A 13089-nucleotide genomic window follows, 5' to 3' on the forward strand; every position below is an offset into this window, starting at 1 on the left:
GCCCGCCCGCGGAACTTCGATGAAGACGATGTGTTTTCTTCATTATGGACCGATGCGTCCATAACTAAAATACACGGACAAGCTTCTTACTTTTTTTGTTTATTATGGACCATTAGGTCCGCAATAAAAACATACACGGGAAAGAGGAATGGAACATGAATGCTCAATACGAGCCTCTATTTGCATCGTTTCGTCTGCCTTCGGGCGTAAGGTTAAACAATCGGGTGATGATGGCGCCGATGGGCATTGGGGCATCCAGTCCAAACGGAGAAGTAACGGATGCGGAACTGGCTTATTATCGGGCTCGCGCTCAAGGAGCTGGCACTATCATTACAGCTAGCGCGCTCGTGTCGCAAAACGGAAAGTTCATCCAACATGGATTCGGCATCGATCACGACGAGCTGCTGCCCGGATTGAAAAAGCTGGCGGCTGTCATTCAGGAAAACGGGGCCAAAGCGATTGTGCAACTTTATCATGGCGGTCGGCTGAGCAATCCGGCGATGGTTCCAAGCGGTCATGCGCTGAGCCCCAGTACGATCGCGGCAGAGCGTGAAGGAGCGGCCGTCCCCAAGGCGATGACGGAAGCGGAAATCGAAACGGCGATCGAAGAGTTCGCGCAGGCGACCCGCAGGGCAATCGAAGCCGGCTTTGACGGGGTTGAAATTCACGGTGCCAACGGGTTGCTGATCCATCAGTTCTTTTCCCCGCATGCGAACCGAAGGGAAGACAAGTGGGGCGGAACGTTGGAAAAGCGGATGGCCTTCCCGCTCGCAGTCGTGAAACGCGTCCAAAAAACCGTTGCGGCGCATGCAACGTCGCCATTTGCAGTCGGGTACCGCATTTCGCCGGAGGAAAAAGAAACGCCGGGAATCACCATGGCCGATACGCTTCATTTTGTCGACGTGCTGGCGGAACAAAACCTGGATTACATCCATCTTTCCGTGGAACACTTCTGGCAGAGTCCGAGAACGGACGACAAGATCGCAAAGCCGCGAATCGTGATGGTGCAGGAACTCGTCGGCGACCGCGTCCCCGTTATCGGTGTCGGAGGACTGTGGACCCCCGATGATGTCGTAGAAGCTCTGAGCACGGGCGTTCCATTGATCTCGCTTGGCCATGCCATGATTATTAATCCGGAATGGGTAGCCCTGGTCCAAAACGGACGGGAGGAGGAAATCAAAACGACGCTTTCGCGTTCCGCGCAGGAGAAACTTGCGATTCCCGACGGAATATGGGGCAGGATCATGAGTATACCTGGCTGGTTCCAAGTGGTGGATGAAGAGGGTACGGAAGGTTAAGGCATTGGCGAATCGATGCGAAGGAGAGGCTATCCGGAATGATGCCGGAGAAGCCTCTTCAAGGCATTTTTGAAGGCAGCGCTCCGCTGTAGAGCAGTATTATTGAAACAACTACATGTTCTGTACTTACTGGTCCGGCATGTATATAATATGTTCGGGAGGGGGTACACATATGGTACGGCCGCGCAATTTCGATGAAAACGAAGTTTTAAAAAAAGCAATGGCTCTATTTTGGGCCAAAGGATATGAAGCATCGTCTCTAAGCGATTTGTTACAAGCGACGGGGCTCAGTAAAAGCAGTTTATACGAAACGTTCGGCAGCAAGCACGATCTATTTATTCGAGCATTCCAGATCTACCGGACCAAACGTATGAAGGGGTTAATGGATCATTTGAGCGACGCGAACGTTTACCGGGGGATTGAATCTGCATTACATGCGCTCTTTGACGGTACCGGCAGTCCATTGGGCTGCATGACGTCCAATGGTGCGATCGAATTGGCTCCGCATGACAAGATGATCCAGAAGCTGGTCGAAAGCGACTTTGATGATGTCGAGCTTGCTTTTTTCCATGCGATCGAAAGAGGAAAAAGCAATGGCTCTATCCAAACCGAAACAGAGTCCCTGGAACTTGCACGTTTTCTCACCGTCTCCTTTCATGGAATCAACGTCATGGTGCGGGCAAAATCCAAGCGGGAAAGAATCGAGGGTGCCGTCTCCATTATTTTGGATCGGTTGAAATGACTAGAGCGTTCAGCTCGCTTTCTTCATCCCTGTTATGGACCGCTTGGTCTTTGTTGAACGAAAAGGGGACAGATCCGGCGATCCATCTACGTCTGCGCGTTGATTTTACGACGGAAAATGTCGCTTCTGTGGTCATGGAGGCACGATTTTGATTACCGCACCAGTAAAGTCGGCACCAGAGAAATCGTAAATGAAAGCTTCGCCTACAATTTAATCAACACTTCCGTGCCGTCCTGAGCCTGGACATCGACCAGAACCGTCCCTTTGCAACGTTGCAACTCCTTGATGAGCTGCCTGATCGCTTGCTTCGTGTTTCGGTTTTCGAGAAGCGACAGCACCAGTTCAATCCCGAACCGGATGCTGTCCGAATCGAAATCATGCATCCGGCTCGAGTACCCACCCTCATGTCCGCCGTGCTTGTTCAGCCAATCCTTCATTTTGCGCTGGACTAAATTGGAAGTCAGGATACCACTCCCCATGCGCAATACGGCATAAGGGACCGGAATCGTAAAAGCGTGCTCCTTGCTCTTAACCTTCACAATCATCATGACCCATCACTCAATCACTACGGTGACGGTATCCTTTTCACCGGAGCGGACGTCAACGATTTGCCCGTCAAGCTCGTTCTCGATTGCATCGATCAGCAGGTCGATATCGATATCCTTTACATATTTCGCAGCCTGCGGAATATTGGACGCGATGCTGTGCCCCGCTCCGAGAACAGCCTTCACCAGTTTAATCGGCAAATTGATGTTGACATTATCGTTTTCTTGGGATGTTACCCGTATTTTCAACGTTTTGTCTAAATAACCGCCGGATGCCGATGACAGTTTCTTCGAATAGTCGGGTTTCCCCAGCACCTGCACGGCTTGCGATGTATGAGCCGTTTGCTTCTCCTTTAGCGCAGCAATCAACTCCGAAGCCTTGTCTGAATCAATTTTGCCTTCCTGCATCATGGACAGCACTTTGCTGATTTCTTCTTTCATCGTTTCTTCCTCCTTATTCATCCTTCAACATTTTGACCGCTTCATCCGCGGTGATTTCGCCATTCTCCAGCATGGAAATGACCTTCTTCTCATCGACTTCCGGCTTCTTCCGCGTATCGTATCCGAGGGCCGTAATGATATCATTGAGCTTGCCGCGCACCGTCGGGTAAGATATGCCGAGCTCTTTCTCCACTTCCTTTATGTTGCCCCTGTTCACTAGAAAGGTGATCACAAAATGGAGCTGTTCGGGCGAGAGTAGAGCCAGCTTTGATAATTCAAACGTGTTCTCAATCGTCGTCCGGCAATGTCCGCATTCCAGCTTGACGGCGTGCAGCGGATGGTCGCATACAGGACACTGTGTGATGATGGGATATTTCATACTCTACTCCTTTCTTTTTTTAAATTATAAATCAAAATATTCAATATGTAAACGAATAAAATCAATTATTTTAATTTCATGATTAATTTTATTGATTTTTCGGGTTATTATCCTGAAAATTTTAAAATGCTCTATTTAAAAAAAGAAAGCCTCGGATGACGATAGCACGGGGGTGGAGCCAATCCATCGCCGATTTGCGTTGCCGTCAGACTTCGCTCAACAAACTGGCAGATTAATGCTATTGCAGGATATGGAAAAGGGTGTGAGGAATTATGTTCTAAAAACTTATATGTGGAAAGTTGATGATCGAATTGAACATGGATGCTCCGAGAAAAATTCATATTATAGGTTCCGTTGGCAGCGGTAAAACAACTTTAGCTAGAACCCTATCTTTGAAATTGAAAATTCCACATTACGAATTGGATAATGTTGTATGGAAGCGCAGCAAACCAAGCGACATTAAAAGAACTGTCGAAGAACGGGATCACATATTGAGTACATGTATTCAGTCCGATGCTTGGATTATTGAGGGTGCTCATTACAACGAATGGGTGTTCCCGAGTTTTAATAATGCTGACTTGATCATTTTTTTAGATACCGGCTATTCCAAACGAAATTATCGAATAGTCAGAAGATTTATATTGCAGTTACTCAGAATCGAAAAATCAAACTATAGACCATCCTTTAAAATATTTAGAAACATGTTTATCTGGAATGATAATTTCGAAAGACGAATTAAACCGAAATTATTAGAAAAATTGAAACTGTATGATTCCAAGTCCATGACACTAAAGGATAATATTGAAATTACTAACTATTTCAACTAGCAAAAACGCTTGTAAAGCTTTATCTGAAAAGAAGATTAAGATATGCAAAAAAACCACGCAGCAGCGTGGATTTCAAAGTAATTATGTTTAATACCTTCGATTTTTACTATAACCTTCTAGATAATGATTCATTGTTGCAATAACATCTTGCTTAAAGTCACGTTTGAGTCCATGCAGTCCGTTCTTTTCGATAATGTCAATAACCTCCGCAGGCAAGGTGGCAGATAGTTTGCATCCGGTAATAATCGATGCCTCCATTTGAAGAATTTCCATTACATCCTCTTGAGTTAATGCATTATTTTCACAAATTATGAACACCAAATCCGTCATTAACTTATATAAATTCAGTTTCTGGATTAACATTGTTTCCGCGTCTACATTTTTTTCAAATACAGCCGTACGCATGGATTCCAGTTTTATATACAGGGGATTATCGTCAACCAGTTCTGTAAGCTCATTCATGACAAGATTTTGGAAATCATTGAAATTCCTGATTGGCGTTTCTTTCGCCATTTCGGTCAGACATGCAACTCTTTTCTCATACTCCCGACAAAGCAGGCTAAAGAACAAAGCCTCTTTAGTTTTAAAATACACAAACAGAATGCCATTAGACATGCCCATCTGCTTGGCAATATCGGACATTTTAATTTTTTCGTATTCGGATGAAAGAAACATTTCAGACGCTTTATCAAGAATAGCCTGAGCTTTTAAAGCCTTTGCTTCAGGAGTCATTGCACGTTTTGCCATAACCTCATCACTCCATTTCGATTAATTTTATTCCATTATCGATTTGGAGTCAAAATTGAACTCTAGAGCCACGATGTTTATCGTGAGTGCATCATCTCCACCTCTATTAACCGAACATTCTGATAATTCTGTCGTAAGCGCGGTCTCCAAAAACATTTTTTATGAACACCATAGGCTTTGCCATAAAACCGACAAGATATCGTGTTTTCGGCCTTTTAACTGTTACAGCTCTTCCAATGGTGCGTGCAATTAGTTCAGGCTTTGACAATTGATTGCCCGTATAATTTTTGATCATGCCATCGGCTGCTTTACTGGCGGCCTGGGCATACGGCCCCTTGGCAGATACTTTTTTTAGATTCTCAGCGGCAATAATACCCCAGTCCGTTTTGATTCCGCCTGGTTCCACCACGATGACATCAATGCCAAACGGTGCCAACTCCAAGCGAAGGCAATCTGAAAGACCTTCCACCGCAAACTTTGTCGCATGATACCAGCCACCGAAATTCGTCCAAATTTTACCTCCCATTGAAGAAACATTAACAACTTTACCGAATTTATTTTTTCTCATACTCGGCACCACAAGCTGGATCATTCTCGCAAGTCCGAATACATTCACTTCTACTTGACGCCGGGCTTCCTCCATTGGAACGTCTTCTATTGCTCCATACGAACCATATCCTGCATTATTGATCAGGACGTCAATTCTGCCTTCTTTTTTTAGAATCTCATTAACGCATTGAACCATGGATGCGTCATTGGTTACATCCAAAGAAATTGGATGAATCCCTTTTGCCGCAAGATCTTGCATTTTATCTATGCGCCGGGCGGCTGCATAAACAGTAAAACCCTTATTCTTCAGCTCGATGGCTGCTTCTTTACCTATGCCGGAAGATGCACCTGTAATCAAAACAACTTTTTGACTCATAAACAAAACCTCCATACGAATAATTGATTTTGAGTCAATTATAAGTGACTCTAAGTCAATTGTCAACTAGTCATGCATAATGAAGTAAGAAAAGGCCAACCTTATAACTTCAACTAACGGGACTAGGTAGTTGAATATGCAAAAGAGACGCGGCTGTCGGCATAAATCGACAGCCGCGTTGTACTAAAGGGCAAGTTTTCCGCGACACTCGGTTAGGGCTACGGGAAACAGGGAACCCTAATTTGAGGGACAGCCGCTTTTTCCGGGCGCTACCTCTCCTTGTGAGGTTGCAGAACTGAACATATTGGGCAGGAGGCATCGTGGTAGGGAAAAACCTGCACAATTGCAGGAATTGTTCGTGGCCAGCGATCAAGAACGCAAATTCATGTATTTTTGCAGGTTTTCTTCGTGCAGCCAGGCAGATTGTGGTTATCGCCTCTGACGCAGGGCGCTTACGGGTTATTTATGAAAAAGGGGCTTGTTTGCGTTTTCCGTAAGCTGCGGGAGTTTCGCCGACTATTTTTTTAAACAGCTGGCTAAAATGTTTCGTGTCTTCGTAGCCGACAAGGCTGCTGACATCGGCGAGCCGGTCAACCCCTTCCGTCAGCAGCGTCTGCGCTTTGCCGATGCGGTAGCGGATCAAATATTCGGAGAACGTGCAGCCCGTCTGGGATTTGAACAGTCTGGACAAATAGCTCAGGCTGACATGGTGCTCGGCGGCGAACTGCTGCAAGCAAATATCGCGCTGATAATTGTTGTGAATCCAATTCATCAAGACGGGAGCGAGACTTTTCGGCTTTAATTCCTTCGGCTCGTGCTTGCAAAACAAGCTGACGATTCGGTCTTCCAGCCAGTCCGACAATTCGCGGTGAGTCGTTATTTGCTCAAAAATTTTCATATCCTCCTGCCAATGACCGGACTTTATATCGGCTCCCGCCGCGGATTGCAGATTGTAGGTCAAAGAGTACAGCATGTCGCCTACGAACAGCAGCAGCTGTTTCATGGTGATGTCCTTCTGCTGCAGCTCGCCTACGATTTTATAAACGTTTTGTTTGGCTTTCACGATACCGCCTTGCAGCAGGCAGCTTTGCAGTACTCTAACCTTGTCCCACACTCCGCCCAAATCGGCTTCCGCGGCTTGCGTCCCGGGGGAAATAAACGAAGAAACGCCAAGCTTCATATGCTCTTCCAACTGTTTGTTTACAAAAGCGAAGCATTTGTGAAGGGGCTCCTTTTCACTTTTGAACACGTAGCTGAGATGGACGCGGTTGCCGGTCTGCTGCAGCTCATGATGCAGCGAGACGAGGCTCGCAATGATACTCCCTGCATGGGAACCGGCGTGAGCCGGGATCAGGACGGCTTTGCGCTGCGAGTCGATATCGATGCAGTGGATGCTTTGCTCCTGAAAGGTACCGTCCAGGAACGGCCGTTTGATGTCGCCGCTGCTGACGCTTGTCTCCTTCCAGCCTCTTGCCGACGCCCGGTTCTCCAGCAAAAGCAGCGCCAGGCACCAGGGCCGGCGGTCCAAAGCGGCGGAAAGCTCGTTTTCCGGAAAAGAGGAAGCGAGCAGCATCTGCACGACGGACCAGTTGATGCGTTCCGCCTTTTGCCTCTCATCGCTTTCGATGGCTTGAATCGCCCTGTCGATCGTTTTGTATAAAACATCTTTTTTGACGGGCTTCAGCAAATAATCGGCCGCCCCGAGCTGCATCCCCTTCTGTGCATACGCAAACTGATCGTGCACGCTCAAAATAATGCCTTTGACCGGATGCTCCGCAAGGTTCAGGCGGGCGATCAATTCCAGGCCGTCCATACCGGGCATATTGATGTCCGTCAGCACCAAATGCGGGCTTGTATGACTCGCGGCCGCCAAAGCGTCTTCGCCATTCTCAAAAGCGAATATGCGATGCTGCGGTTCATACGCTTTGAACAGCTCGACCAGTTCCGCCAACGCCCATCTTTCATCCTCAACCAGGTAAATGTTCATCTGCCGCCATTCCCTTCCCCTTTTTCGCGTCCGTCACGTCCGCCCGTGTACGATGAACGGAAATTCCAATTTCAAAGTTGTTCCCGCACCCGGACGGCTGCAAAGCCCTATCCGATAGTTCCCGCCATAAAACAGCTGCATGCGCTGGCGGATGTTGAGCAGCCCGATCCCTTCCGTTTCATTGTAAAGCTCCTTGATCCGGTTGGATTCGCCGAGCAGGCTTTGCAGTTCCAGCAGCTTCCTGCCCTCGATGCCCTTGCCGTTATCGCTGACCTCGATGATCAGGAGACCTTCCCTTTGGCAGGCGCGCAGTTCGATGCGGCCGCCCGACTTCATTTTGCCGAGCCCGTGAATGACCGCGTTTTCAATCAAGGGCTGAACGGTCAGCTTCAACACGGAAGCTTGCAGCAGTTCGTCCGGAATGCCGATGTGCAGCTCGAACCTGCCGCCGAAGCGGTGCTGCTGGATGTTCATAAAATTTTTAATATGCTCCAATTCCTCCCGTAGCGGCACCGGATGCTGCAAGTTTCTCATGCTGTATTGAAACAGCTCGGCCAGCGATTCGGACATTTCGGCGACCTCCTCGATTCCCCTGATCCGGCTGATCGATTTCATAATGTTGAGCGTATTGTACAAAAAATGCGGATTGATTTGCGCCTGCAAAGCCGACAGCTGGGCGTTCTTCTCCGCCAGTTTCGATTCGTAGACTTCGCTGATCAAGCGGGATATGCTGTCCAGCATGTTGTTGTAAATGCGGCTCAAGCGGCCGATTTCGTTATTTCCGGCGAACTCCATGCGCTGACTGAAATCGCCCAGTTCCACCCGGTTCATCTTCTTCATCATATGACGCAGAGGGAGGGTGATATGATGGGACAGCATGTAGGAGACGACGGCGATGAGCAGTGTCGCCAGAAGGCCGACGACAAACACGATATATTGCGACCGCTTTTGTTTGGACAGCAAATAATCGTTCGGAATGAGAATAATCGTATTCCAATTCGTATAGTCCGATTTTTCGAACGTGTACACGTACGGCCGCCCGTTCCAATCGACGTCCCCGGAGCGGCCGTTCCGCCTAAAAATCGATGGTTCCAGCCGAATGTCGGGCGAGCCGGTCAATTCGTTCCGGTTGTCGTAGACGACATGGCCGTCATCCGTAATAATTAATACGCGCATATGGTTTTCGATATCGTTGCTATCCGGTTGGACCAGCATATTTTTGAACACTTCGGCGTTGATATTGATTTTCATGAACCCGATAATTTCCCGGTTCGGAATTCGGTTGATGTTGCGCACAAAGGAGATGACGTTATCCCCTTCGTCCGCGACCGAAACTTCTTTTGCGGTAGGCAGCAAAAAGAACTTGTTTTTATACGTGTAGTCGTTCATTTCGTACCACGATTCGTTTTGCAAATACAAGGATTCGCCGCCGAGGCTGCTGTTCGCTTTCAGGCTTTTCCCCTTGGACACGTAGTAGACGCTGTTGTCGGTCGTGAAGATGAAAATGCTCTGCATATAAGGCCGCGCGCTCAAGTACGTGCTGAGCTGGTTGTTGATCGCCAATTCGATTCTGTTCTGCTCGACCGAATTCGCGGTTTCGTAATGGTCCAGCAAGTTCCGTTGAACGATCGGATCTCCGAATATCGATGCCGAGAGCTTCTCAATGTCTTGAATGTACAGCTCGACCGTGCGGCTGAACTGCCTCGTTATCGTGTTCGAAAGCGAAAGCGTCTGCGTTTTGATATCGCTTACATTTTTATAATAAAAAATAAGGCAGGTCAAAACGACAATAAACAAAGAGACGGCCGAAAACGTAGCAAACATTTTGGTTTTGAGCATGTAATCGTTCCATCTCTTCATGCCGCATGCAGCCCCTTTTCCGAGGATATCCCTATTCCTGATTATAAAAGGATCTTTTCCGCGAATAAAGGTTCAAAACATAGGAGTCGGGGCATCTCCCGCCGTTTGTCGGGGAGAACTTGAATTGGAGGGATTCGGAAAGGATACGTCGAAATGGAAAACTGAATCGTGCGCAGTTAGTCGATACTGGGGATGACGACATGAATCTTTTTAAAGAAATTATTCTTCAGCTCTTTTTTGCTCTTATTCCTTTCGTCGCATTTAATATTTACTACCGGGACAAAAACAGAAATTACAGCCGTTCTTTCATTCTCCTGACAAGCACGGTCTGTTTGCTCCTATCGATGATTTTCGCTTCCAGAGTAGTAGACGGGATTTTTTTCGATATCCGCTATGTCATTTTGCTTTTCGGCCTTTATTACGGCGGCATCCGGACAGGTCTGATCCTGCTCGTTGAATTTGCCGTTTACCGGTTCTATGTGGGCGGCGATGGCAAGTGGATCGCTATGATCATATTGGCGGTTATTTTTGTTTTATCGATTCTATTTTACAAATTTTTCAAAACCACTTCCCGCAAACCGCTGGTCATTTTTGGAGCCGGGCTCGTTTTCTCGATGATTCCGCTTGCGCTCACGTACGCATATTTCCCGCACTCTATAATCCGGCATTTGGGTTGTCATATTTTCATCATTCCCTTGCAAAATTCGCTCGGCATTTGGCTGCTGATGTCTTTGTTCGGCAAATCCGTTGCGGAAAAGGATATGTTCATCCGGCACAGGCTGCACGAAAAAATGGATACGATGAACCACGTGGCGGCTTCTCTCGCTCATGAAGTGCGCAACCCGCTTACGGCCGTGCAGGGCTTCCTGAAATTGATTCAAAAAAACCCCGCCAACTACAAAAAGATCGAGCAATATATCCAGATCAGTCTGGAGGAAATACAGCGAACCGAATCCATCCTGTCCGAGTATCTCACCGTCTCCAAGCCTCCTGCAAATCACCTGGAGCTTTTTAACTTTTCCGGACAGCTGCCCCTTATTGCGGAAGCGATGCGCCCGCTTGCGGGTACGTACGGCGTAAAGCTTGAAATTCATGCCCCCGCCCCCGAAATCCAGGTGAACATATGGGCCCATACGGATGAACTGAAGCAGGCGCTTGCCCATTTTATCAAAAATGCCATCGAGGCGTGTTCGCAGGTGCCGGACGGCAAAGTCGTGCTCAGACTTGTGCCCGCAGAAAAAAATGCCGTATTTTCCATTACGGATAATGGAATCGGCATGAATGAAGAGCAAATGAACCGCTTGGGCTCGATTTATTTTTCGACGAAATCCAACGGAACGGGACTTGGACTTACCTACTCGTACCAAGTGATTCATTCCCTCGGGGGCACGATATCGGTTGCAAGCAAAGTGAAGTCGGGCACGAAATTCACCATCGCATTCCCTTACGATCCCCCCGGCAAATGAGCTACATCGTATCCAAAATAATGCCGGCCGTCTCCTCGATCGCTTTTTCCGTCACATCGATTACGCTGCAGCCGAGCTGTTTGTACAAATCCAGGGCGAATTCGATCTCCTCCGCCACCCTTTCCAAAGAAGCATATTTGGCGCCAAAAGGAAGCCCGACCGCTCTCAGGCGCTCGGCGCGAATCTTGATCAACTGCTCCGCATTCATCGTCAGCCCGATCAGCTTGCTCTTGTTCAAGGAAAATAACGTTGCAGGCGGCTTCACTTCCGGCACCAGCGGATAGTTGGCCACTTTATAGCCCTTGTGCGCCAAATAGATGCTGAGCGGCGTCTTCGACGTTCTGGACACGCCAAGAAGTACGATATGCGCATGTTTGAAAGCGCTCGTATCTTTGCCGTCGTCATATTTGACGGCGAACTCGATGGCTTCGACCCGTTTATAGTAATCTTCGTCCATCTGATGCAGGAGGCCCGCTTTCCTTTTGGGCGAATCTTTGAAAGTGTCTATGAAAGCTTGCATGACAGGACCCAAGATATCGATCGCGCTCACGTTCAAGCGAATCGATTCTTGGCGCATCATCTCTCTTAATTCCGGAAGAACGAGCGTGTAGACAACAAATCCTCCGAGACGCGAGACTTCTTCCATCATGCTGCGAATTTCTTCTTCTGTTCGTACGGACCCGAAGCGTCTTATGTTGACGCGGCTGGCGTTAAATTGACGAATTGTCGCCTGAACGACCGTATTTGCCGTTTCCCCCACCGAATCCGAACAAACGAAAATCGTTTGGACTTTATCCTCCACCCGCAAATTCCTCCTATTTACTCCCCTTGTGCCGCTTCCAGCAGCAATTTGGTCATGGTCGTCTTCGTAATTCTTCCGACCACCTCGTCCTGCTCCTGCTCGGCCCCCACCTTAACGACCGGAAGACTATCGACTTGATGAGCGATCATTTTCCGGGCCGCATCAAGCACATCGTCCTCCGGGCCGACTTTTACAATATTCGGGTTCCTTGTCATCACCAGACTAATCGGCATCGACGTGGCCGAAGCATTGCCCAGCGTAACCTTCAACAGATCTTTCCGCGAGACGATGCCGACCAGCGAGCCGCTGGCATTTACGATGATCAGGGTCCCGACATTTTCCAGGAAAAGGGAAACCACAGCATCGCTGACAGTTGCCGTTTCACGCAAAACGACAGGAATTCCCATAACTTCTTTGACTTTCATCCCGTCTAATTTTTTGTACCGTGATTCTTCCTGGATCGCTTCCTTTCCAAGAAAATAACCGACCTTGGGCTTGGCATCGATATACCCGAGCATAACAAGCAAAGCCAGATCGGACCGAATCGTAGGACGGCTGATTCCGAGCATCTCGGCAATGCGCTCTCCGGTAATCGGGGCATGCTGTTTGACCAATTCGATGATTTCCATTTGGCGGGATGTAAGCTCTATAATGTTTCCCTCCCCAAATCTTCGTTCTCATCCTTATTGTAGCCTATCTGCCCGTCGTGTCAAACCGCTCATTATCGCTTTGCCGGCATTCCGCCGTATTGCACAGGCCGTAAATCTTGGCGACACCGCTAGTCGGAACCGAAGTAATGATTCTATTGCAGTTTTTACAAATAACGACACCAAGATCATACCTGTGAATGGCTGCCAAATGCACATAAGAATTGTCAGACATACGCTTTCCTCCCTCGCTCTAAAAAAGTGCGCACAAACGATATTTGATATGTATTAAATATATAATAAATTGATTTATATCACAATAAATAAAGAGAAATTCGTTGTAAATGCGGATAAATGATGTAATAAATGCTGGATTTATAGAAAATTTCGTTATCGATCATAGGACGAAACGCCCGTAGCATA

At 47.8% G+C, this 13089-nt stretch carries 14 protein-coding genes; 4 read left to right on the forward strand and 10 right to left on the reverse strand.

Annotation, left to right across the window (positions count from 1 at the left end; genetic code table 11):
- Positions 1-155 precede the first annotated feature (155 nt).
- Together AC6RNO_RS23575 and AC6RNO_RS23580 are read left to right on the forward strand one after the other, a co-directional pair.
- On the forward strand, positions 156-1298 hold the full coding sequence (locus AC6RNO_RS23575; protein WP_497106966.1) for an oxidoreductase: 1143 nt from the start codon (positions 156-158) through the stop codon (positions 1296-1298).
- 172 nt (positions 1299-1470) lie between these two features.
- Positions 1471-2040 (forward strand): TetR/AcrR family transcriptional regulator, encoded by a 570-nt coding sequence (locus tag AC6RNO_RS23580; RefSeq protein WP_488438684.1) that lies wholly within the window; start codon positions 1471-1473, stop codon positions 2038-2040.
- A gap of 203 nt (positions 2041-2243) precedes the next feature.
- On the opposite strand, the gene AC6RNO_RS23585 is transcribed toward AC6RNO_RS23580, so the two are convergent.
- Genes AC6RNO_RS23585 through AC6RNO_RS23595 form a run of 3 tightly spaced genes read right to left on the reverse strand, consistent with a single transcriptional unit; the run spans position 2244 to position 3405 of the window.
- The gene (locus tag AC6RNO_RS23585; RefSeq protein WP_497106967.1) at positions 2244-2588 is read right to left on the reverse strand and encodes a hypothetical protein; all 345 of its coding nucleotides are present in this window, start codon (positions 2586-2588) and stop codon (positions 2244-2246) included.
- Between the two features lie 6 nt (positions 2589-2594).
- The gene (locus AC6RNO_RS23590) at positions 2595-3026 is read right to left on the reverse strand and encodes an SHOCT-like domain-containing protein (RefSeq protein ID WP_488438686.1); all 432 of its coding nucleotides are present in this window, start codon (positions 3024-3026) and stop codon (positions 2595-2597) included.
- A 13-nt stretch (positions 3027-3039) separates the two neighbouring features.
- Positions 3040-3405, reverse strand: coding sequence for a DUF2089 domain-containing protein (locus AC6RNO_RS23595; protein ID WP_063187382.1), 366 nt, complete (start codon positions 3403-3405; stop codon positions 3040-3042).
- A 302-nt stretch (positions 3406-3707) separates the two neighbouring features.
- Here AC6RNO_RS23595 and AC6RNO_RS23600 point away from each other — a divergent pair, with 302 nt between their 5' ends.
- A complete protein-coding gene (locus tag AC6RNO_RS23600; RefSeq protein WP_497106968.1) occupies positions 3708-4232 on the forward strand; it encodes a P-loop NTPase family protein in 525 nt (174 codons plus the stop codon).
- Positions 4233-4319: 87 nt separating this feature from the next.
- Here AC6RNO_RS23600 and AC6RNO_RS23605 read toward each other — a convergent pair whose 3' ends face one another.
- The 4 genes from AC6RNO_RS23605 to AC6RNO_RS23620 form a co-directional block, all read right to left on the reverse strand.
- The gene (locus tag AC6RNO_RS23605) at positions 4320-4979 is read right to left on the reverse strand and encodes a TetR/AcrR family transcriptional regulator (RefSeq protein WP_488438688.1); all 660 of its coding nucleotides are present in this window, start codon (positions 4977-4979) and stop codon (positions 4320-4322) included.
- A 106-nt stretch (positions 4980-5085) separates the two neighbouring features.
- The gene (locus AC6RNO_RS23610; RefSeq protein ID WP_497106969.1) at positions 5086-5904 is read right to left on the reverse strand and encodes an oxidoreductase; all 819 of its coding nucleotides are present in this window, start codon (positions 5902-5904) and stop codon (positions 5086-5088) included.
- Between the two features lie 463 nt (positions 5905-6367).
- On the reverse strand, positions 6368-7891 hold the full coding sequence (locus tag AC6RNO_RS23615) for a response regulator (protein WP_497106970.1): 1524 nt from the start codon (positions 7889-7891) through the stop codon (positions 6368-6370).
- A 33-nt stretch (positions 7892-7924) separates the two neighbouring features.
- The gene (locus tag AC6RNO_RS23620) at positions 7925-9751 is read right to left on the reverse strand and encodes a histidine kinase (protein WP_497106971.1); all 1827 of its coding nucleotides are present in this window, start codon (positions 9749-9751) and stop codon (positions 7925-7927) included.
- 200 nt (positions 9752-9951) lie between these two features.
- Here AC6RNO_RS23620 and AC6RNO_RS23625 point away from each other — a divergent pair, with 200 nt between their 5' ends.
- Complete coding sequence (locus tag AC6RNO_RS23625) at positions 9952-11217, forward strand: ATP-binding protein (protein ID WP_497106972.1); 1266 nt, start codon at positions 9952-9954, stop codon at positions 11215-11217.
- Position 11218: 1 nt separating this feature from the next.
- Here AC6RNO_RS23625 and AC6RNO_RS23630 read toward each other — a convergent pair whose 3' ends face one another.
- The 3 genes from AC6RNO_RS23630 to AC6RNO_RS23640 are packed head-to-tail and all read right to left on the reverse strand — an operon-like array spanning position 11219 to position 12901.
- Positions 11219-12019 carry a pyruvate, water dikinase regulatory protein gene (locus tag AC6RNO_RS23630; RefSeq protein ID WP_474679638.1) on the reverse strand — a complete coding sequence of 267 codons (801 nt, stop codon included), beginning with the start codon at positions 12017-12019 and terminating at the stop codon, positions 11219-11221.
- Positions 12020-12036: 17 nt separating this feature from the next.
- Positions 12037-12672 carry a CBS domain-containing protein gene (locus tag AC6RNO_RS23635; protein WP_497107009.1) on the reverse strand — a complete coding sequence of 212 codons (636 nt, stop codon included), beginning with the start codon at positions 12670-12672 and terminating at the stop codon, positions 12037-12039.
- 40 nt (positions 12673-12712) lie between these two features.
- Positions 12713-12901, reverse strand: a complete 189-nt coding sequence (locus AC6RNO_RS23640; RefSeq protein ID WP_474679639.1) for a GapA-binding peptide SR1P — start codon at positions 12899-12901, stop codon at positions 12713-12715.
- Between the last annotated feature and the right edge of the window lie 188 nt (positions 12902-13089).

The organism is Paenibacillus sp. sgz302190 (genome assembly GCF_059820445.1).